The sequence below is a fragment of the Micromonospora sp. U21 genome, assembly GCF_018070045.1.
In the GTDB taxonomy this organism is placed as follows: Bacteria; Actinomycetota; Actinomycetes; order Mycobacteriales; family Micromonosporaceae; genus Micromonospora.
Map to the genome: position 1 here is coordinate 43,352 of NZ_JAGPYK010000035.1, position 20,347 is coordinate 63,698.

The window sequence follows — 20,347 nt, forward strand, 5'->3', positions numbered from 1 at the left end:
CCTGCGGCACCTCCCTGGCCACCGTAACGCGCCGCCTCCGGCCGGCAGTGCGCACCGCAACGGGTCAGCGCGCCCGGGCCGGCTGCCATTCCCGTCGCCACGCGCCGGGTGTGGTTTCCGCCCGAACGACCGGTTCCACCAGGCAGGCCACGGCCCGGCAGGTGGACCTGTGCCGGGGTGGCCGCCCGGCCTACGGTCGGTGCGGGTGTCGGTGCAACGGGGGGGGGTCGTCATAGCGAGTGCGGGTGCGCTGCTGGGTATCGCGCTGGTGGGGTTGGGGCTGGTGCTCACGCCCGGCCCGAACATGGTCTACCTGGTCTCCCGTTCGGTGGCGCAGGGCCGCCGCGCCGGGATGGTCTCGCTGCTCGGGGTGGCCGCCGGGTTCGGCGTCTACCTGGCCGCGGCGGTCGCCGGACTGGCGGCCGTCTTCGTCCTGGTGCCGGCGCTGTACGCGGTGGTGAAGCTGGCCGGGGCCGGCTACCTGCTCTGGCTGGCCTGGCGGACGCTGCGCCCGGTTGGGCGCAGCCCGTTCACGCCCGCGCCGCTGCCGCCGGACCGGCCGCGACGGCTGTTCACCATGGGCCTGGTCACCAACCTGCTCAACCCGAAGATCGCCATCCTCTACGTCTCGCTGCTGCCGCAGTTCGTCGATCCTGGGCGGGGGCACCTGGCGGCGCAGAGCCTGCTGCTCGGCCTGACCCAGATCGCCGTCGCGCTGAGCGTGAACGCGCTGATCGTGCTCAGCGCCGGCGCGCTGGCCGGTTTCTTCGCCCGGCGGCCGGTCTGGCTGCGGGTGCAGCAGTGGGTGACCGGTACGGCGCTGGCGGCGCTGGCTGTCCGGATCGCCGCCGACCGCTCCCGCGCCGCGATCGCCACCACCTGAGTCGCGCTCAGCGGCCCAGGTCGCGGTGCCGGCGGACCATTCCGGTGGCGAGCGGCGCGGCGTCCAGGTCGCCGGCCGCGAGCCGGGCGGCCAGGGTACGACGTACCAGCCGGTCGGCCAGCGCGGGCGCGTGCCGGCCGACGGCCATCTCCAGGCGCCCGCGCGTGGTGGTCGCCACGTCCCGGGGTGCCCGTCGGGCGGTGGCGGCGCGCAGGATCGCCGCGACGACACCCTCGACGGGCTCCGGCCGGGATACCCCTCGCAGGGACAGGCCGGCCTCGGCGGTGCTGTCGTGGATCGGTGAGGCCACCATGCTCGGGTAGACGACGCTCACCCCGACGTGGGTGCCGACCTCGTGGCGCAGCGCGTCGGCGTACGCGACCAGGGCCCTTTTGCTGACCCCGTACGCGGCGGCGAGCGGCAGCGGCAGCACCGCCATCCGGCTGGCCACGAAGATCACCCGTCCCCGTGCGGGCAGCAGTGCGGGCAGCGCCGCGGCGGTGGTCCGCCAGGCGGCCAGCAGGTTGACCTCGAGCTGCCGGCGGACCACCTCGTCCGGCGGCAGCTCGGCCGGGGCGGGGCCACCGACGCCGGCGTTGTTGATCAGCAGGTCGAGGCCGTCGAGTCGATCGACGGCGGCCCGCACCGCCGGCGGCACGGCGGCCGGGTCGGTCAGGTCGCAGCCGAGCACCGGCAGGTCCTCGTCGGGCCGTGGGTGCAGGTCGAGCCCCACCACCCGGGCGCCGGCGGCGGTCAGCGCGGCGCCGAGGTGACGGCCGAAGGTGCCGCTCGCCCCGGTCACCAGCACCCGGCGGCCGGTCAGGCCGTTCACCGCCCGGCCCCTCACCGCCGGGCTCCGACCGGCGTGGCCGCGCGGGCGCGGCGGGCGCCGGCGGTCAGCTCCCGGGTCAGGTCGGCCAGGTAGGTGTCGAAGTCCACCCGCATCGCCGGGCGGCGCTGGCCCCAGCGGGCGGTCGCGGCCCGCAGCTCGGCCCGGCAGGCGGCCCGCTGCCGGTCCGGCTCAGGTAGGGCGTACCGGCCGGCGAGCTGCGCCGCGATCAGCTTGGCCTGCGCCTCCACCAGCGGGAACGCCGACCCGGTGGACTGCATCAGTCCGACGAAGCTCAGGCCGGGGGCGTCGGGGTGGAACACGTGCCGGTACAGCGCCAGGGTGTCGGCGCCACCGCTGAGCAACGCCGGGTCGAGGAACGGGATCTCCACCCGGTAGCCGGTGCACCAGATGATCAGATCGACGCTGTCGCTGCGGCCGTCGGTGAACGCGACCCGGTCGCCGTCGAGGGCGGCCACGCCGGGGCGGGCCTCGATGTCGCCGTGGGTCAGCCGGGACAGCAACCCGTCGGAGAGCGTCGGGTGGTCCTGCAGGAAGCCGTGGGTGGGCGCGGGCAGGCCGTAGCGGGCGGGACTGCCGACGGTGGTGGTGAGCATGGCCTGGCTGATGCGTTGGCGCAGTCGCCACGGCAGCCGGCGGGCCAGCGCCCCGTTGAGGGTGTCCGAGGGGCGGCCCAGCAGGTACTTCGGCACCACCCAGACACCTCGGCGCAGCGACAGCAGGGTGCGGCTTGCCGCGTACGAGGCGTCCACCGCGATGTCCATCGCGGAGTTGCCGCCTCCGACGACCAGGACCCGCCTGCCCGCCAGTTGTTCCGGGCCCCGGTAGTCGTGGCTGTGCAGCTGTTCGGCGGTGCAGGTGCCGGGGTACGGCGGGTCGGGCAGCCGGGGCGCCCGGTTGTGGCCGTTGGCGACGACCACGGCCTCGACGGTGACCTCGACCGGCCCGTCCGGTCCGCTCGCCCGCACCGTCCAGGTGCCGGCGCGATCCTGGGTGACCTGCTCGACGGTGTGCCGCAGGCGGATGGTGTCCCGCAGCCCGAACCGGTCGGCGTAGTCGGCGAGGTAGCCGGCGATCCGCCGGTGGTCGGGGTAGTCGGGCCAGTCGGTGGGCATCGGGTGGTCGGCGAACTGGGTGCGACGGCGGCTGGTGTTCAGGTGCAGCGTGCGGTACGCGGGCGAGTCGGGTGCCCCGTACACCCAGAGGCCGCCGACCTGGTCGGTGGCCTCGAAGCAGACCGTCGGCACGCCGGCGTCGAGCAGTGCCTTGACCGCGGCGAGCCCGGCCGCGCCGGCGCCGATCACCGCCGCCCTGGGTCGTACGCCCATCGCTGCCCCCACTTAATCCAACGTCCGATGGATAATCGTCGTGAGCAGGTGGGCCCGTCAAGGGCCCGGCGGTCCGTACAGCCCGTCCAGGAAGCGGTGCACGAACAACCGGAACTCGCGCCGCTCCCGGGCGCCCGGCGCACCCGCGGCCAGCGCCACCACGTGCCCGTGTGCGGCCCACACCAGGCTCCGCACGGTGATGTGCGGAGTCGGTTCGACCAGCGCGCCGGCCGCCGCGGCAGCCGTGAGCAGCTCCGTCACCAGCCGGTACAGCGGCTCGGCGTAGCGTTGGTCGAGCTCGGCGTGCCGCTGCGGTTCCAGCCAGCGACGCAGCCACAGCGCGGTGGTCTCCGGGCGGTCTTCGAGGAAGTCGACGAAGACGTCGACCAGGTCGTGCAGAGCGCGCCGTGCCGCGTCCGGCCCCGCGTCGAGAACCGAGCGGGCCTGCGCGGCGGCCTCGGTCAGGACCTCCCGCTCGGCGGCGAAGACCCGCGCGAAGCAGGCGTCGTAGAGCGCGGCCTTCGTACCCGTGTGGTGGGCGACCGTGGCCACGTCGACGCCGGCGGCGGCGGCGACCTCCCGCAGCCCGACGGCGTCGAAGCCGCGCTCGGCGAAGAGCGCGGTGGCCGCGGTGAGCACCACCTCGCGGGTCGGCCGGCTCTCGTCGCGACGGGGCCGACCCGGACGGCGTCGGGGCATGGTCATGGCCGCCATTCTGCCCCTAGAATCCAGCAACCGTTGGATTGCGGAGAGGATGCGGCGATGACCGGGCTCGACCGGCGGCCCGCTGCCGCCACCGAAGCGACGCTGCCCCGCGGCCCGCTGGCCGGCTTCGCCGCCGGCTCGCTCGGCATGGGTGTCTGGGTGACCGTGCCCGGCCTGCTGCTGCTCTACTTCCTCACCGACGTGCTGGCCGTCGGGCCGTGGCTGGCCGGCCTCGCGCTGCTGCTGCCGAAGGTCGCCGACGTGCTGCTGCACCCGTGGGTCGGGCACCGCGCCGACGTCGAGCAGACCCGACGGGGCGACCGGCGGCGGCTGCTGCTGCTCGGCTGCGCCCTGCCGGTCGCGTTCGCCGCGCTCTTCGCGGTGCCCGGCGGGCTGACGGGCGCACCGGCCGCCGCGTGGGTGGCGGTGTTCTTCGTCGCCGGCAACCTGCTCTTCGCCGCCTACCAGGTCCCCTACCTGGCCACCCCGGCCGACCTGCGGATCGGCTACCACGAACGCACCCGGCTGATGGCGTTCCGGATGGTCGTGCTGACCCTGGGCATCCTCGTCTCCGGGCTGCTGGCCCCGCTGCTCACCGGCGGCGACGCCGCGACCCGCGCCGGCTACCAGCGGATGGGCGTGGTCCTGGCGGTGGGGATGCTGGCCGCCATGCTGGTCGGCGTCGCCGGCATCGCACGGCTGCGCGGCTCCGCGGCGGCGACCGCTTGCGCGGGGCACGGCGGGTGGCGGGCGTTGCGCACCGCGCTGCGCGACCGGCAGTTCCGCTGGCTGGTCGCCGCCTACCTGGCCATGTCCACCACCACTCACCTGGTGCTGGCCGGGGTGCCCTACTACGCCGAGTACGAGCTGCGCGCACCCGGCCTGACCACGGTGCTGGTGGCGGCGTTCGTCGCGCCGGCGCTGCTGGTCACCCCGCTCTGGCTGGTGCTGGCCCGCCGCATCGGCAAGCAGCGGGCGCTGCTCGGCGCGCAGGGCGCGTTCGCGGCCGGCTCACTGGTGCTGGCGGTGGGCCGCCCGGCCGGCCTGCCGGTGCTGATCGGCGCGGTGGCGGTGCTCGGGGTGGCGTTCGCCGGCATGCAGCTGCTGCCGTTCTCGATGCTGCCCGACGTGATCGGCGCGGCGGGCGCGGCCGGCGCCGGCACCTACACCGGGGTGTGGACGGCCACCGAGGCCACCGGCGCGGCCCTCGGCCCGTACGCGTACGCCCTGTGCCTGACCGTCGGTGGGTTCGTGGCCTCGACGGCCGGTCACACGCCGGTCCAGCCGGACGCGGCGCTCGCGGCGGTCCGCTACGGGTTCGGGCTGCTGCCCGCCGCAGCGATGCTCGCCGCTCTGCTGCTGCAACGCCGCTACACCCTGGACGCGACCGCCCGGGCGGGCAGCTGACGGCGCGGCGACGCCGTCGACCGCCCGGCACTAGACTTCGCCCTCGATGGACGCCCAGCCCACCCCCACCGAAACCCGTCCGTGTGCCCACTGTGGACGGCCGGTGCCGCAGCGTGTCGGCGCGGGTCGGCCGTTCCGCTACTGCCGGGACAACGACGGCGCCTGCCAACGCGCCTCCCGCAACAGCCGGATGCGCCACCGCAACGCCCCCGGCCTGCCCGGGCAGGTGGCCCGCACCTGGGAGGCGGTGGACCGGCTCGACCAGATCATCGAGACGTTGACCGAGGCGCTGCACGCCGAGCTGTCCCCGGTGGGTGTGCAGCGGCAGCTCGCCCAGGCCCGCGCCGAGGCCGCCACCGAGATCGTGGCGGCGCAGACCGAACGCGACGAGGCCCGTGGTGACGCCGAGGACGCGGCGGCCGACGCGGCCCGCGCCCGCGAGCAGGCCCGCGAGGCGACGGCCGCCGCCGAGCAGGCCCGGCAGCACGCCGAGCGGGCCGGGCAACGGGCCGCGACGGCCGACGAGCGCGCCCAGCGCGCCGAGGCCGCCCGCGACCATGCCCGGCACGACGCCAGCGCGGCCGAGGCCCTGCGGGCCCAGGCCGAGCGGGACCGTGACCAGGCGCGCCACGAGCTGCGCGACCTGCGCGCGGAACGCGACACCGAGCGGCAGCGGGTGGCCGACCTGACCGTCGAACGCGACGCGGTACGCGCCGACACCGAACGGGCCACCCGGGCCGCCGCCGAGGCGACCGAGCGGGCCGGGCGATGGCAGACCGAGGTCCAGGACGTCCGGCGCCAGATCGACCAGGCCCGCGCCGACGCCGCCCGGACCCGCACGGAGGCCGCCGACGCGGCCCGGGCCCGGGAACAGGCCGACCGGGCCCGCGACCGCGCGCAGGTCGCCGCGAGGGAGGCCGACAACGCCCGGCAGGAGGCCGCCGAGCTGGCCGCGCAGCTCCGCGCGGAGCTGACCGCCACCGCCGCCCACCGCGACACCCTCGCCGCCGAACTGGCCGCCGCCCGGCAGGCCGCGGCCACCTCCGAGGGCCGGCTCACCGCCCTGACGGTACGGCTCGAGGCCGCCGAGACCGACCGTGACCTGGCCCAGCGGCGGGTGGCGCAGCTCGGCGACCAGGTCAGCGACCTGGCCCTGGCGCTGGCCCGGCTCGGCGCCGCCACTGGAGACGACGCCACCCGTTGACGGGCGGCGTCCCGGGCGGTCAGTGGATGCCGGCCATCAGGGCGCGGATGTGCCGGGCGAACATCACCGCGCCCAGCCCGAACGCCACCGACGCCAGGCCGAAGGTGAGGAAGTAGGTCGACTCGGACCATGCGTCGGCGAGCCGCGCGACCTGCCCGCCGATCGCGTCGCCGACGGCGGTGGCGAGGAACCACAGCCCCAGCATCTGACTGGCGTACTTCACCGGCGCCAGCTTGGTGGTGGCGGACAGGCCGACCGGGCTCAGCGACAGCTCACCGGCGACCTGGATGGCGAAGACCGCCACCAGCCACCACGGGGACACCAGGTCACCGCCGACGGCGGCCTGCGCGGCGGCGGCCATCAGCACGAACGACAGGCCGTTGAGCACCAGGCCGACGGCGAACTTCACCGGCGTGGACACCCGGTTGCCCACCCGCAGCCAGAGCAGCGCGAACAGCGGCGCCCCGATGATGACCAGGATCGGGTTGACGGACTGGAGCCAGGACGCCGGGAAGGTGAAGCCGGCGACGTCCCGGTCGGTGTGCTCGGCGGCGAAGATGTTCAGCACCGACCCGGCCTGGTCGTAGATCAGCCAGAACGCGGCGGCGAACACGAACAGCCACAGGTACGCCTTCATCCGGCTGCGTTCGGTCGCGCTGAGCTCCCGGTCGGTCATGATCCGGGCAAAGTAGCCGATGGTCACCAGCACGGTGACCGCGGTGAGTGTGTTCACCACCGTGTTGATGGTGAACAGCCCGGCCAGCGCGAGGGCGGCGACGAGCACGACGAGCACCGCGACCACCACCCCGGCGCGGGTGAGCGCCCGTCGGCGGTCGGCGCCGAGCAGCGGATCGGCCGGGCGGTCCCCGGCGTCGCCCAGGTTGCGCCGGCCCAGCACGTACTGGATGACGCCGAAGGTCATCCCGACCGCGGCGACGGCGAACCCGAGATGCCAGTTGATCTTCTCGCCGAGGAAGCCGGTGATCAGCGGGGCGATGAACGCGCCCAGGTTGATGCCCATGTAGAAGATCGAGAAGCCGGCGTCGCGGCGCGGCGAGTCCCGGTCGTACAGCGCGCCGACCATGGTGGAGATGTTGGGTTTCAGCAGGCCGGTGCCGAGGACGATGAGGGTCATCCCGGCGAAGACGCTCCACCGGGTGGGCACCGCCATCACGTAGTGCCCGGCGGCGATCACCACCCCGCCCCACAGCACGCTGCGCCGGGCCCCGATCAGCCGGTCGGCGACCCAGCCGCCGGGCAGCGCCATCAGGTACACCATCGCGTTGTACGTGCCGTAGACCGCGTTGGCGCTGGACTCGCTCAGGCCCAGCCCGTCGTCGGCGGCCTCGGCGGTGAGGTACAGCACGAGGATCGCCCGCATGCCGTAGAAGCTGAACCGCTCCCACATCTCGGTGAGGAAGAGGGTGGCCAGTGCCCGGGGATGACCGAAGAACGTCCGCCCGGTGGGGGCCGGACGCTCGACCGGGACGTCATGGGCCATCGCAACCTCCGCTGCACTCGGGCGGTTAACATCCCCGGTGGCGGCCGAAACACTCCACCGTTCCGACCCGGCCGGGGATCACCTGGCCGGGTGACCGTCCTGGCCGGCTACCCTTGGTCCCGGCCCACCCGTGGGCGCCTCACGCCCTCGGGCGGGAATGGCTCGACGGGAACGCACCGTTACACCCAGAAGACCAGCACCACGAACGAGGGGAAGTCGATCATGGGCGAGCGTATGCTGCGCGGAAGCCGCCTGGGCGCGGTCAGCTATGAATCCGACCGCAACACGGAGCTCGCGCCGCGCCAGACCCGCGAGTACCTCTGCGCCAAGGGCCACCAGTTCGAGGTGCCGTTCGCCGTCGACGCCGAGGTCCCGACGACCTGGGAGTGCAAGTTCGACGGCAGCGTCGCTCGACTCGTCGACGGCACTGAGCCGGAGCAGAAGAAGGCCAAGCCGCCGCGTACCCACTGGGACATGCTGCTGGAGCGGCGCTCGATCGCCGAGCTTGAGGACATCCTCGCCGAGAGGCTCCAGGAGGTTCGTACCCGCCGCGGCCGCGCCTGAGCCGCAATCCGCACGACGACGGCGCCCCCGGGGATCTTCCCCCGGGGGCGCCGTCGTGTCCGACGTCAGTTGCGGCCAGGCTCGATGATCTCGCCCTCGATGGCCCGGCCGCCGTCGACCACCACCGGCTGCTCCGGCTCCGGACGCGGTGTCGGTTGCGGCGCACCCTGGCGCACCCGCACCGTACGCGGCCCGAACAGGTCACCGGCGACCATCGACGACACCCGCCGCTCGGTGGTGCGTTGCACGCCGGCGCGGGCCAGGCGCCGCACCGGCGGCACCATCAGCAGCAGCCCCACCAGCCCGCTGACCAGACCGGGCACCGCCAGCAGCAGCGCGCCGCCCAACCCCACGAGCCCGTCAATCACCTGCCGCCCCGGTGGCTGCCCGGCCGCGGCGGCGGAGCGGAAACCACGCCAGGCGCGCATCCCCTCCCGGCGCAGCAGCACCAGCCCGAGCAGCGAGGCCGCGAACACCAGCAGCACCGCCGCACCGAATCCGAGCGCCCGCCCCACCAGGACGAACACCGCAAGCTCCAGCACCACCGCCAGCAGCAGGGCCAACGGTACGAACCTCAGTCCTCGGCGCATCTCACCTCATCGCCATCCCGCGACACAGAAACGTGTCCCGCCCATCCAGCATGACACGTCCGCGCTCACGGCCACCGCACCTGACCGGTGGGGGTGCCGTGCAGGCCCCGGCGCACCGCCTGCCGGCGGTCCTGCACCCCCCAGGTGGTGATCCGCCACAGCGCCTCGGCGACGATCCGCGGGCTCATCTTGCTGTCCCCGCGCTCCCGTTCGGCGAAGGTGATCGGCACCTCCACGATCCGCACCCCGGCCTGGTGCGCGAGCCGGGACAGCTCCACCTGGAACGAGTAGCCCTGTGAGCACACCGACGCCAGGTCGATGGCGTCCAGCGCGCTGAGCCGGTACACCCGGTAGCCGCCGGTGGCGTCCGAGACCGGCATACCCAGCGCGAGGCGCGCGTACAGGTTCCCGAAGCGCGACAGCAGCAGCCGCCGCAGCGGCCAGTTCACCACCCGCGCGCCGGTGGTCCACCGCGACCCGATCACCACGTCCGCGTCGCGGGCGGCCCGCAGCAGCGCCGGCAGGTCCTCCGGGGCGTGTGAGCCGTCGGCGTCCATCTCCACCACCGCCTGGTAGCCGCGCTCGCGCGCCCAGTCGAACCCGGCCAGGTACGCCGCCCCGAGACCCTGCTTGCCCTCCCGGTGCATGACCTGCACGTGCGCGTCGGCGTCCGCGAGGCGGTCGGCGATGGCGCCGGTGCCGTCGGGGCTGTTGTCGTCGGCGATGAGGATCTGCACCGCCGGGGCGGCCCGGCGGACCCGGGCCACGATCGCGGCGATGTTGTCGGCCTCGTTGTAGGTGGGGATCACCACCAGCACCCGGCCCACGCCGGGTACCTCGTCGGGACGTCGGACGGTATCGGTCGCCTGGATCACGGTTCCTCCGCTCCCGCCGGCGTACCGGCTGCTGCTATCCGGGCAGGATCCGTTGCCGCCGGCGCAGCACCGCCGCGCCGACCAGGGCGGCCGTGGCCAGCCCGGCGAGCGCCAGCTCCGGCCACCAGCCGAGCCGGGTGGCGAGGGTGCGTCCGTCGTCGAGCCGCATCTCCCGCACCACGACCTCCCGGGTGTTGAACCCGGTGGCGTCGCTTACCCGCCCGTCGGGGGCGACGAACCCGGACACCCCGACCGTGGAGGCCATCAGCGCCGGACGGCCGTGCTCGACCGCCCGCAGGCGCACCATGGCCAGCTGCTGGCGGGCCTCCGCCACGTCGAAGGTGGCGTTGTTGGTCTGCACCACCAGCAGCTGCGCGCCGCCGGTGACGGTGTCGCGGACCACCTCGTCGTAGGCGACCTCGAAGCAGATCACGTCGCCGAGCACCGCCGGGCCGACGCGTACCACGCCCGGGGTGCTGCCGGGAACGAAGTCGTTGCGGATCAGGTCGACCTGCTTGCTGACCTTCCGGGCGACCTCGCGCAGCGGCACGTACTCGGCGAACGGCACCGGGTGCCGCTTGGTGTACAGCTGGCTCAGGTCCGCGCCGGTGCCGGGGCGCCACAGGATGCCCGCGTTGCGGACCTCGCCGGGGCCGGGGCCGAGCAGCACCGCGCCGACCAGGATCGGCGCGCGGACCGTGTCGGCGGCCTGGGCGATGCGGGCCCCGGCGGTGGGGTTGCGCAGCGGGTCGATGTCGCTGGAGTTCTCCGGCCACACCACCAGGTCGGGTTGGCGTTGCGCGCCGGCCGCGACCCGCGCCGCCAGCTCCAGGGTCGCGTCGACGTGGTTGTTCAGCACGGCCTGCCGCTGGGCGTTGAAGTCCAGCCCCAGGCGCGGCACGTTGCCCTGCACGATCGCCACGGTCACCGGGGCGCCCGACCCGGCGGACGCGACCGGCACCAGCAGGCCCGCCGCGCCCAGCGCCACGGCGGCGGCGGCCGGTACGGCCATCGGCAACCAGCGCCGCGCGGGCGCGCCACCCGGCGGTGTCTCCCGGGCGGCGGTGACGCCCCGCCAGGCGGCGGTGACCAGCAGCCCACCGATGAGGGCCGCCGCGAAGGTGACCAGCGGCGCACCGCCCAGCGCGGCAAGGCGCAGCAGCGGCGAGGAGTCCTGGCTGAACGCCAGCCGCCCCCACGGGAACCCGCCGAACGGGGTCCGGTCGCGCAACGCCTCCTGCCCGACCCAGAGCAGCCCGGTCAGCGCCGGCCACGCCCACCGGCTCCGGTCGGCCAGCGGCGACACCCAGGCGGTGGCGGCGCCGAGCAGCGCCAGGTACCCGGCCTGCAACAGCGACAGCAGCACCCACGGCAGGTAGCCGGTGTGCAGGTTCGTCCAGGCCAGCAGCGGCGCGAACAGGGCCACCCCGGTGAGGAAGCCCAGGCCCGCTCCGGCGCGCAACCGGCGCCGGTGCGCCGCGGCGGCCAGCAACGCCACCCCGACGGGCGCGAGCGGCCACAGCCCGTACGGCGGGAACGCGACCAGCAGGGCCAGCCCGGCGGCCACCGCCATCGGCACGGCGGCCCTGAGCGGCAGCGGGCGGCCGGCGACGACCGGCCGGGGCGGCACCGCCGGGGCACGCGTCTCGTCCCGGTCCAGTGTCGTCACCGCAGTTCCTCGATCACGGGGCGAAGGCTACCTGGCCGGCGGGCGTGTCGGCCGCATCGGCCCGCCGGGGACGGACCACCCGGCGGGCATGAAATCGGGGCGCGGCTCGCGCCGCGCCCCGATGCTCCCAGGCCCTCCCCGGCCGGTGCGGCGAGGACGAGGCACGCCGACCTTCGGACCGACCGGACGCGGACTGGCTGCCCCCGCCGGGCCGTTGTCTACTGGCCGTGCACCTCACCCTGCCCGTACACCGGTAACCGCGACCGGTTCGCGCCGCCCCGCCGACCCCCGCCCGCTGGACCTGGCCGCCGCGACGATGACGCTGAAACTGTCGCTCGGCCAGCGGACGAAGGGACGAAGCGAACAACAGCCGCTTCCCGTGGTAGGACTCAAAGACGGTACGTGTTGCACCCCGCCCCCTGTCAACCCACCCCCGGCCTGTCGTGTGTTGCACCACGGCGTGTCGGGTCGGCGTGTCTCAATGGGTGGCCAGATGGTGGCGCAGCAGCGCCCCCGCGGCCGTCCGGTGCTCCTCGGCGAGCAGCCCCCCGGCGGCCAGCACGTAGTCGGTGTCCACCACCGGCCGGGCGGCGCGCGGCAGCGCCCACCCCCCGGCGTGGTCGCCCAGGACCGCCGTCAGCACCTGCCCCGCCGCGTCCGCCGGCGCGTGCCGCAGCACCCCACCGGAACCCACCATCAGCCGCACGTCGCGCAGGTCCCGGCCCGCGCGTTCGCCGGTCGCGGCACCCCGGGCGTGCCGGCGCAGCGCCACCGTCGCCGCCAGGGTGACGATCCGGGCGTCCACGGCCCGCTCGGCGTCGTCGCCGGCCAGGAACGCCGGGTCGGCGGCACGGCGCGCCGCGGCCGCCGCCAGGTCGTCCTGCTCCCCGGGTGCCAGCAGCCGCTCGTCCACGGCGGCAAGGACGACCCCGGGAGCGCTCCACCGCATACCCAGGTCCCCCTCCACGGTCCGGGCCCGCCACAGGCTGCCGGCGACCTCCCGGCCCGGCCCGGTGGCCCGCTCGTCGGGGGTGAGCACCGAGTACACGTCGGTGGTGGCCCCACCCACGTCGACCACGGCCAGGTCCCCGCCGATGGCGTCGGCGAGCACCTCCACCCCGGTGAGGACCGCGTCGGGAGTGGCCGCCCGCACCAGCCGCGCGAACCGGCCGCCCCGGGACAGCCGCTTGCCGCCGATGACGTGACGCAGGAACACCCCGCGGATCGCCGCCCGCGCCGACGCGGGAGCGAGCACCCCGATGCGGGGCAGCACGTTCTCCGCCGCCGTCACCGGCACCCCGGCGGACTCCAGCAGCCCGGTCAGCTCCGCGCGTACGTCGCCGTTGCCGGCGAGCACCACCGGCACCCGCCAGCGGGCCCGGGCCAGCCGGGTCGCGTTGTGGGTGATCGTGTCGGCGTCACCGCCGTCGGTGCCGCCGACCAGCAGCACCACGTCCGGTCGGGCCGCCCGCAGCGCCGCCAGGTCCGCCGCGCCGAGCCGCCCGGCCGCCACGTGCACCACGTGCGCCCCGGCGGACAACCCGACCCGCCGACCCGCCTGCGCGGTGACCAGCGGCTCGTAGCCGATCACGGCCAACCGCAGCCCACCGCCCGCCGACGAGCACACGTACCACGGCACGTCCCGCACGCCCAGCCCGGCGGTGGCCGCCGCGACCGCGGCGTCCAGGCCGTGCAGCACGTCGCTGCCCACCGTGGTGGGCGCCGCCGCCGCGCCCACCAGCACACCGGCGGCCAGGTCCACCACGGCCGCCTTGGTGTACGTGGAGCCGACGTCCGCGCAGACCGCCAGGGTCACGACGCGGCGGGAACGACCACGGTGCCGGTCGCGGTGACCGCCACGATCGGCGGGTCGAGGACCTCGGCGGCGGACTCGGAGCGGTCCGGCCGGCCCCGGCACACCACCGCGCACTCCAGCTCCAAGGTGCGGCTGCGGGAGCCCACCCGCGACACCCGCGCGGTCACCTGCACCACGTCACCGGCGCGGATGGGCGCGCTGAACCGCACGTCCGAATAGCCCGCGAACAGACCCTCGTCACCGTCAGTACGGATGCACACCTCCGTGGCCACGTCGCCGAACAGTGCGAGGGCGTACGCCCCGTCGACGAGGTTGCCGGCGTAGTGGGCGTGCGAGTACGGCACGTACCGCCGGTGCGTCACCGTCAACCCGAGCCTGGAGTCCGTCATGCCATCGCCTTCCGCTGCGTGATCAGGGCGTGCACCAGATAGCTGGCCACCTCGCCGGGCGTGGTGCCCCGACCGAAGATCCGGTCCACGCCCAACTCGTCGGTCATCGACTCGTCGAACCGGGGGCCACCGACGATCAGCAACGGCCGCCGCCCGGCGGGCATCGCCTCGCGGAACGCCGCGGACATCTCCCGGGTGTTGTGCAGGTGCGCGTCGCGCTGGGTGACGACCTGCGACACGAGCACCGCGTCGGCCTTCTCCGCCCGGGCGGCCTCCACCAGCTCCGGCACGCTGACCTGCGCGCCCAGGTTGGTGACCTTCAGCTCCCGGTAGTACTCCAGGCCTTTCTCCCCCGCGATGCCCTTGACGTTGAGGATCGCGTCGATGCCCACGGTGTGCGCGTCGGTGCCGATGCACGCCCCGACCACGGACAGCTTGCGCCGCAGCCGCTGCTTGACCACCGTGTTGACCTCCTTGGCCGACAGCAGCGCGAAGTCCCGCTCCACCACCTGCACGGCGTTGAGGTCGACCAGGTGGTTCACCCGCCCGTAGACGACGAAGAAGGTGAACCCGTCGCCCATCGGCTTGGCGTGCACCACCATCGCCGGGTCGATGCCCATCCGGTTGGCCAATTGCACCGCCGCGCCCTCGGCCCGCTTGTCGTGCGACACCGGCAGGGTGAACGACACCTGCACCATCCCGTCGCCGGTGGTGTCCCCGTACGGCCGCACGATCTTCTTCGCGGCGTCGACGGCGCTCATGCCGCATCCCCTTCCAGGATCTCGGTGGCCGGGTTGCAGTAGTCGGCCTCGTGCGCGGCGACCCCGGCGAGGCCCTTGCCGCGGTCCGCCGGCCGCTTCATGATCCCGAACGTGCCCTCGGCGATCGCGGTCAGCAGCGTCTGCTCCCCGATGCGCTCCAGCAGATCCAACGCCTCACCGAGGACCTGGTTGGCGCGCCGCCGGATGAACCCGCCCGGCGCCGGCACGAAGTCCTCGTGCAGCCCACCGGCCGCGCCCAGCACGTACCGCACGTTCTGCAGGGCGATGTCACGGTCGGACAGCCACGGCGTCACCACGGCCTCGGTCATCATCCCCACCAGCAGGATGCCCTGACCGGTCAGCACGCCCGCCAGGTTGAAGAACCCGTCGAGCAGGTTGCCCCGGAACACGTCGCCGGTCATGTGCTTGGTCGGCGGCATCCACTTCAGCGGGGCGTCCGGGAACAGCTCCCGCGCCAGCAGCGCGTGCGCCAACTCCAACCGGAACGACTCCGGCACCTCCGGGTTGATCTCGAACGCGTGCCCCAGCCCCAACTGCCAGTCCGCCAGACCCGCCTCGTGCGCGAAGAACTCGTTGAGCAGCTGCGACACGGTCACCGTGTGCGCCTCGTCGACCGCGTCGGCGGTGGTCAGGTAGTTGTCCTCACCGGTGTTGATGATGATGCCGGCGCGGGCGTGGACCTGCCGGGAGAACCGCTGGTCCACGAACGTGCGGATCGGGTTGATGTCGCGGAACAAGATTCCGTACATCGAGTCGTTCAGCATCATGTCGAGGCGTTCCAACCCCGCGAGGGTCGCCATCTCCGGCATGCACAGCCCGGACGCGTAGTTGGTCAACCGCACGTAGCGGCCCAACTCCTTCGACGACTCGTCCAGCGCCGCCCGCATCAGCCGGAAGTTCTCCTGTGTGGCGTACGTGCCGGCGAACCCCTCCCGGGTCGCGCCCTCGGGCACGTAGTCCAGCAACGACTGCCCTGTGGAGCGGATCACCGCGATGACGTCCGCGCCCGCCCGCGCCGCCGCCTGCGCCTGCGGGATGTCCTCGTAGATGTCCCCGGTCGCCACGATCAGGTAGATCCACGGCCGCTGCTTCGGGTCCCCGTGCCGCTTCACGAGGCGGTCGCGTTCCGCGCGCCGCCGATCGATACGCCGGATACCCGCGCCGACCGCCCTGCGCGCCGCGGACCGCGCGGCCGTGGCCGCCCGCCCGGTGGGCACGGTGAAGCGCACCGAACCGGCGGCGGCCTTCTGCGCCAGCAGCGTCACGTCCGTCACGCCCTCACGGGCGAGGGCGTCGAACACCGGCACGGCCACCCCGTGACCCAGCCCCACGTCCGCGACGACCGCGTCGACGAGCCGGTTCACCCACGGAATGCCGTCCGGGTCGGCGCCAGTCACCCCGGCCAGCCGCAGCACCGCCCGCTCCACCGACACCGTGGTGTGGCTGCGCGCCAGGTCCACCACCGGCTGCCCGGCCCGACGCGCCAACTCCCGCGCCCTGGCCACCAGCAACGGATCAAGATCGAGCTTCCCGGTCACGACGACCCTTCCTGATAGATGACCTCACCGCGCAGCACCAGGCTCCGGCACACCGGCAGCGGCGTCGGGTCGTCCGGACCCCGCAGCTCCGGATCCTCGGCCAGCAGCACCGGCAGGCCCCGATGAACGCCGGCCGGCGTCGACCACACCGCGAACGTCGCCGGCGCACCCAACGCCAACACCCCCTCGACGTCCAGGTGCACCGCCCGCCACCCGCCGCGCGTGTGCGCGGCGAACGCCGAGCGCACGCTCATCCGCTGCGCCGGGTTGTGGTGCACCGCCGCCGCCCGCACCGACCCCCACGGGTCCAGCGGCGTCACCGGCGAATCCGACCCGAACGCCAGCGTCACCCCCACCCCGTGCATCGCGCCCATCGGGTTGGACTCCAACGACCGGTCCAGACCCAGCCGCGACTCGTACATCCGGCCCGCGCCACCCCACAACCGGTCGAACGCCGGCTGCATGCTCGCCACGACCCCGTACTCCACGAACCCGGCGATCAGCCGCTTGTTCATGATCTCCGCGTGCTCGATGCGGTGCCGGGCGGCACGCAGCCGCTCCACGCCCAGCGTCGTCGCCGCCGCCGCGAAGCCCTCCAGCACCGTGCCGATCGCCGCGTCACCGATCGCGTGGAACCCGCCCTGCATGCCGTGCGCCACACAGTCCAGCAGGTGGTCGCGCACCTGCTCGACCGACAGGTACCCGTGCCCGCAGCCGTCACCGTCGCCGTACGGCTGCGACACGTGCGCCGTGCGCGAACCCAACGCCCCGTCGGCGAACAGGTCACCACCGGCGCCCACCGCGCCCAACTCCCGGGCCCGCGCCGCGCCACCCAGCTCACCCCAGTACCCGTACACCTCCGGCAACCCGGCGCCGGAGATGCCCAGCAGACCCGTGAAGTCCTCCTCGTCGGAGATGTCCGGGCCGCCGCACTCGTGCACCGCGGCGATACCCAGCGACGCCGCGTGTGCCAGGGCCACCCGCTGCGCGGCGACCCGCTGCGCCCGGCTCACCGATCCCTGCGCCACCGCCCGCACCACGTGATGCGCGTCGCGACGCAACCACCCCGACGCGTCGTACCCGGCCGCGGCCGCCGCCTGCGGGCACGCCGCCAGCAGCGCCGTCGACACCAGCGCCGAGTGGATGGACGCCTGCGACAGGTACACCCGCCGGCCACCGGCCGCCCGGTCCAGCGCCGCCGCGTCCGGCAGCGCCGGGTCCGGCCAGCCCGACTCGTCCCAGCCGTGCCCCAGCACCACCGCGTCCGCCGGCAGGCCGGCCGCGAACGCGGCCACCGCGTCCAGCAACCCGGCCGCCGAGCGCACCCCGGACAACTCCAGCCCGGACAGCGTCAACCCGGTGTCCGTGGCGTGCACGTGCGCGTCGACGAACGCCGGCGTCACCAGCGCCCCGCCGAGGTCCACCACCCGGTCGGCCGGCGGCGCGTCACCATCGGTCCCCAGCCAGGCGATCCGCCCACCGGAAACCAGCAACGCGGTCGCGCTCGGGTCGGCGGGACAGTGCAACACGCCGCCGCGGTACAAGGTCGAGGGGTTCGTCATGACCTCAGTCTGCCGCGATCCGCGCCGCGAACAGCCGACGCACCCCCGGCTCGGCGCGCAGCAGCCCCAACGCCAGCTCCGCGTGCCCCGGCACGTACCCGTTGCCCACCAGCATCGTCACGTCCGCGGCCAGCCCCTCGGCGCCCAGCGCCGCGGCGGAGAAGCTCGTCGCCATCGAGAAGAAGATCACCGTGCCGCCGTCGGCGGTGGCCAGCACCGCCCCGTGCTCGCAGCCCGGCACGTCCACGCAGACCACCGTCACGTCCGCCGGGCTGCCCAGGGCGGTGGTCACCGCGGTGGACAGCGCCACCGGATCCCGGGCGTCGGCCATCGCCACCACCGAGGCCAGGCCGGCGGCCGTCAGCGCGTCGCGCTCCGCCGCCACCGGCACCACCCCGACGGTACGCGCGGCGCCCGCCCGCCGCGCCGCGGCCAGCGACAGCGACCCACTCTTGCCCGCGCCGCCGATCACCGCGACGCGCACCGGCGTCGGATCGCCGGCACGATGCCGCTCCTCGACGTGGCGCGACACCACCCGCGCGGTCAGCGCGGGCGCCCCGCACACGTCCAGCACGGCCAGGGACAGCTGCGGATCCTCGTCGTCCGGCAGCACCGCGGCGATGGAGCGCGCGAACAGGATCGCCCACCCGTCGCAGGGCACCTGCTCGCTGCGCCCGTCCCAGCGGGCCAGCCCGTCGGTCACCACCAGCGGGGTCAGGGTCAGCGACACCAGGGTGGCGACCCGCTCGCCCGGCTTGAGGCCCAGCGGGGAGCGCCGCCCGGCCTCCTCGACCGTGCCGATCAGCATCCCGCCCGACCCGGTCACCGGGTTCTGCATCTTCCCCCTGGTGGAGATGATCTCCAGCACCTCGACGCGGACCGCGTCGCCGTCCCCGCCGTGCTTCTCCGACAGCTGCCGGAAGCTCGCCGCGTCCAGGTTCAACCGCTCCACCCGGATCCGCACCTCGTTCGGCGCGATCGCGGCGGACGCGTCCAACCGCCAGGCCGCCTGCGGCAGCACCCCCGCCGGTTCCACGACGCGGTGCAGTCCCACCGGTGACGTCACGCCGACCTCCCCTGTCCAGCCGCCCGAAGCCCCGGCCAGGGACTCGCGTAACGGGAAAACTTACGGCAGACTAATTACTTCACCGGATATTTTCCAGTAGCCTTCGAGTTTCGTTGATCAGCCGCAGCACCAAGGAGGGGCCGTGACCCAGACCCAACCGGTTGAGACCATCCCTCAACCCCGTCACGCCCCGGTCGCCGTACCGACCGCCGGGCAGCCGTACGAATACCGCCGCCACCCCCTGGTCGAGCCGGACTGGACCCGCTTCCCCGGCTGGCGCCACGTCACCCGCGACCAGTGGGAGTCCGCCCAGTGGCAGCGCGTCAACTGCGTCAAGAACATCAAGCAGCTGCGCGTCGTCTTCGGCGACCTCATCGACGAGAGCTTCTACGCCGACCTCCAGGCCGACCAGCAGGCACTGGCCACCATGTCCATGCTGGTGCCACCCCAGATGATCAACACGATGGTGCCGTTCGCGACCCTCACCACCGAGGCGCTGCTCGCCGACCCCATCCGCCGCTACATGATCCCGGTCGCCTCCGACCGACGCACCGACTGGCCGTCGCACCCGTACGCCAGCCGCGACTCCCTGCACGAGCACGACATGTGGGTCGCCGAGGGGCTCACCCACCGCTACCCCACCAAGGTCCTCGCCGAGCTGCTCTCCACCTGCCCCCAGTACTGCGGGCACTGCACCCGGATGGACCTCGTCGGCAACTCCACCCCCGCCGTCGACAAGCTCAAACTCACCCTCAAGCCCGTCGAGCGCTACGACGCCCACATCAGCTACCTCAAGGCCCACCCCGGCGTCCGCGACGTCGTCGTCTCCGGTGGCGACGTGGCCAACGTGCCCTGGCGCAACCTCGAGTCGTACCTGATGCGCCTGCTGGAACTGGAGACGGTCCGCGACATCCGGCTCGCCACCAAGGCCCTCATGGGCCTGCCCCAGCACTGGCTGCAGCCCGACGTGGTCGAGGGCCTGGAACGCGTCGCCCGCACCGCCGCCCGCCGCGGCGTCAACCTCGCCATCCACACCCACGTCAACCACGCCCAGTCGCTCACCCCACTGGTCGCCAAGGCCACCCAGACCGCCCTCGACGTCGGCGTCCGCGACGTCCGCAACCAGGGCGTCCTCATGCGCGGGGTGAACGCCACCACCCCCGACCTGCTCGACCTCTGCTTCGCGCTCCAGGGCGAGGCCGGGATCCTGCCGTACTACTTCTACATGTGCGACATGATCCCCAACGCCGAACACTGGCGGGTCCCGGTCTGGCACGCCCAGCAGCTCCAGCACGACATCATGGGCTACCTGCCCGGCTACGCCACCCCGCGGATCGTCTGCGACGTCCCCTTCGTCGGCAAGCGCTGGGTGCACATGCTCACCGACTACGACCGCGACCGCGGCATCTCCTACTGGACCAAGAACTACCGCACCTCCATCGAGTCCGCCGACCTGGAGGCGCTCAACAAGCGCTACGCCTACTACGACCCGATCGACACCCTCCCCGCCGACGGTCAGCAGTGGTGGGCCGACCACCGCGACGACTGACCCTTTCGGCGTCGATCTAGGGCGAATCGTCGTGCGTAGAGGTCGACTGACGACGATTCGCCCTAGATC

Annotated in this window: 18 protein-coding genes; 5 read left to right on the forward strand and 13 right to left on the reverse strand. The window is 74.1% G+C overall.

The window, feature by feature from the left end; translation table 11 throughout:
* The first annotated feature begins 205 nt into the window (after positions 1–205).
* On the forward strand, positions 206–883 hold the full coding sequence (locus KBX63_RS29975) for a LysE family translocator (RefSeq protein WP_374102282.1): 678 nt from the start codon (positions 206–208) through the stop codon (positions 881–883).
* 7 nt (positions 884–890) lie between these two features.
* On the opposite strand, the gene KBX63_RS29980 is transcribed toward KBX63_RS29975, so the two are convergent.
* The 3 genes from KBX63_RS29980 to KBX63_RS29990 are packed head-to-tail and all read right to left on the reverse strand — an operon-like array spanning position 891 to position 3,766.
* The gene (locus KBX63_RS29980; RefSeq protein WP_210917048.1) at positions 891–1,715 is read right to left on the reverse strand and encodes an SDR family oxidoreductase; all 825 of its coding nucleotides are present in this window, start codon (positions 1,713–1,715) and stop codon (positions 891–893) included.
* Positions 1,716–1,726: 11 nt separating this feature from the next.
* Entirely contained in the window at positions 1,727–3,061 is a 1,335-nt protein-coding gene (locus KBX63_RS29985) for an NAD(P)/FAD-dependent oxidoreductase (protein ID WP_210917050.1), read from the reverse strand.
* A gap of 57 nt (positions 3,062–3,118) precedes the next feature.
* Complete coding sequence (locus KBX63_RS29990; RefSeq protein ID WP_247663638.1) at positions 3,119–3,766, reverse strand: TetR/AcrR family transcriptional regulator; 648 nt, start codon at positions 3,764–3,766, stop codon at positions 3,119–3,121.
* A gap of 57 nt (positions 3,767–3,823) precedes the next feature.
* Between KBX63_RS29990 and KBX63_RS29995 the strand changes: the two genes are divergently transcribed.
* Entirely contained in the window at positions 3,824–5,173 is a 1,350-nt protein-coding gene (locus tag KBX63_RS29995; RefSeq protein WP_210917052.1) for an MFS transporter, read from the forward strand.
* 46 nt (positions 5,174–5,219) lie between these two features.
* On the forward strand, positions 5,220–6,377 hold the full coding sequence (locus tag KBX63_RS30000; protein ID WP_210917053.1) for a hypothetical protein: 1,158 nt from the start codon (positions 5,220–5,222) through the stop codon (positions 6,375–6,377).
* A gap of 19 nt (positions 6,378–6,396) precedes the next feature.
* Here the strand turns inward: KBX63_RS30000 and KBX63_RS30005 are convergent, their stop codons facing one another.
* Positions 6,397–7,878, reverse strand: a complete 1,482-nt coding sequence (locus KBX63_RS30005) for a peptide MFS transporter (RefSeq protein WP_210917054.1) — start codon at positions 7,876–7,878, stop codon at positions 6,397–6,399.
* Positions 7,879–8,100: 222 nt separating this feature from the next.
* Here KBX63_RS30005 and KBX63_RS30010 point away from each other — a divergent pair, with 222 nt between their 5' ends.
* Complete coding sequence (locus tag KBX63_RS30010) at positions 8,101–8,442, forward strand: RNA polymerase-binding protein RbpA (RefSeq protein ID WP_007070998.1); 342 nt, start codon at positions 8,101–8,103, stop codon at positions 8,440–8,442.
* Between the two features lie 65 nt (positions 8,443–8,507).
* Here KBX63_RS30010 and KBX63_RS30015 read toward each other — a convergent pair whose 3' ends face one another.
* The 9 genes from KBX63_RS30015 to KBX63_RS30055 form a co-directional block, all read right to left on the reverse strand.
* Positions 8,508–9,032, reverse strand: a complete 525-nt coding sequence (locus KBX63_RS30015) for an FxsA family protein (RefSeq protein ID WP_210917056.1) — start codon at positions 9,030–9,032, stop codon at positions 8,508–8,510.
* A 65-nt stretch (positions 9,033–9,097) separates the two neighbouring features.
* Positions 9,098–9,907, reverse strand: coding sequence for a polyprenol monophosphomannose synthase (locus KBX63_RS30020; RefSeq protein ID WP_210917058.1), 810 nt, complete (start codon positions 9,905–9,907; stop codon positions 9,098–9,100).
* A gap of 34 nt (positions 9,908–9,941) precedes the next feature.
* Complete coding sequence (gene lnt, locus KBX63_RS30025) at positions 9,942–11,576, reverse strand: apolipoprotein N-acyltransferase (RefSeq protein ID WP_374102283.1); 1,635 nt, start codon at positions 11,574–11,576, stop codon at positions 9,942–9,944.
* Between the two features lie 478 nt (positions 11,577–12,054).
* On the reverse strand, positions 12,055–13,392 hold the full coding sequence (locus KBX63_RS30030; RefSeq protein WP_210917061.1) for a glutamate mutase L: 1,338 nt from the start codon (positions 13,390–13,392) through the stop codon (positions 12,055–12,057).
* Positions 13,389–13,781 (reverse strand): hotdog domain-containing protein, encoded by a 393-nt coding sequence (locus KBX63_RS30035; protein WP_210917063.1) that lies wholly within the window; start codon positions 13,779–13,781, stop codon positions 13,389–13,391. Before KBX63_RS30035 ends, KBX63_RS30030 begins: the two co-directional genes overlap by 4 nt.
* The gene (locus tag KBX63_RS30040) at positions 13,778–14,542 is read right to left on the reverse strand and encodes an OAM dimerization domain-containing protein (protein ID WP_210917066.1); all 765 of its coding nucleotides are present in this window, start codon (positions 14,540–14,542) and stop codon (positions 13,778–13,780) included. The genes KBX63_RS30035 and KBX63_RS30040 overlap by 4 nt, the downstream gene beginning before the upstream one ends.
* Complete coding sequence (locus tag KBX63_RS30045) at positions 14,539–16,101, reverse strand: lysine 5,6-aminomutase subunit alpha (RefSeq protein WP_210917070.1); 1,563 nt, start codon at positions 16,099–16,101, stop codon at positions 14,539–14,541. The genes KBX63_RS30040 and KBX63_RS30045 overlap by 4 nt, the downstream gene beginning before the upstream one ends.
* A complete protein-coding gene (locus KBX63_RS30050; protein ID WP_210917072.1) occupies positions 16,098–17,663 on the reverse strand; it encodes an amidohydrolase in 1,566 nt (521 codons plus the stop codon). The genes KBX63_RS30045 and KBX63_RS30050 overlap by 4 nt, the downstream gene beginning before the upstream one ends.
* Positions 17,664–17,667: 4 nt before the next feature.
* On the reverse strand, positions 17,668–18,717 hold the full coding sequence (locus KBX63_RS30055; RefSeq protein ID WP_210917086.1) for a zinc-binding alcohol dehydrogenase: 1,050 nt from the start codon (positions 18,715–18,717) through the stop codon (positions 17,668–17,670).
* Positions 18,718–18,871: 154 nt separating this feature from the next.
* On the opposite strand from KBX63_RS30055, the gene KBX63_RS30060 reads away from it, so the two are divergent.
* Complete coding sequence (locus KBX63_RS30060) at positions 18,872–20,278, forward strand: KamA family radical SAM protein (RefSeq protein WP_210917074.1); 1,407 nt, start codon at positions 18,872–18,874, stop codon at positions 20,276–20,278.
* Positions 20,279–20,347 lie beyond the last annotated feature (69 nt).

Excerpts from the sequence above, each read along its gene's own strand:
- KBX63_RS29985 (WP_210917050.1), bottom strand. The coding sequence starts at position 3,061 with ATGGGCGTACGACCCAGGGCGGCGGTGATCGGCGCCGGCGCGGCCGGG.
- KBX63_RS29990 (WP_247663638.1), bottom strand. The coding sequence starts at position 3,766 with ATGACCATGCCCCGACGCCGTCCGGGTCGGCCCCGTCGCGACGAGAGC.
- KBX63_RS29995 (WP_210917052.1), top strand. The coding sequence starts at position 3,824 with ATGACCGGGCTCGACCGGCGGCCCGCTGCCGCCACCGAAGCGACGCTG.
- KBX63_RS30000 (WP_210917053.1), top strand. The coding sequence starts at position 5,220 with ATGGACGCCCAGCCCACCCCCACCGAAACCCGTCCGTGTGCCCACTGT.
- KBX63_RS30005 (WP_210917054.1), bottom strand. The coding sequence starts at position 7,878 with ATGGCCCATGACGTCCCGGTCGAGCGTCCGGCCCCCACCGGGCGGACG.
- KBX63_RS30010 (WP_007070998.1), top strand. The coding sequence starts at position 8,101 with ATGGGCGAGCGTATGCTGCGCGGAAGCCGCCTGGGCGCGGTCAGCTAT.
- KBX63_RS30015 (WP_210917056.1), bottom strand. The coding sequence starts at position 9,032 with ATGCGCCGAGGACTGAGGTTCGTACCGTTGGCCCTGCTGCTGGCGGTG.
- KBX63_RS30035 (WP_210917063.1), bottom strand. The coding sequence starts at position 13,781 with ATGACGGACTCCAGGCTCGGGTTGACGGTGACGCACCGGCGGTACGTG.
- KBX63_RS30040 (WP_210917066.1), bottom strand. The coding sequence starts at position 14,542 with ATGAGCGCCGTCGACGCCGCGAAGAAGATCGTGCGGCCGTACGGGGAC.
- KBX63_RS30050 (WP_210917072.1), bottom strand. The coding sequence starts at position 17,663 with ATGACGAACCCCTCGACCTTGTACCGCGGCGGCGTGTTGCACTGTCCC.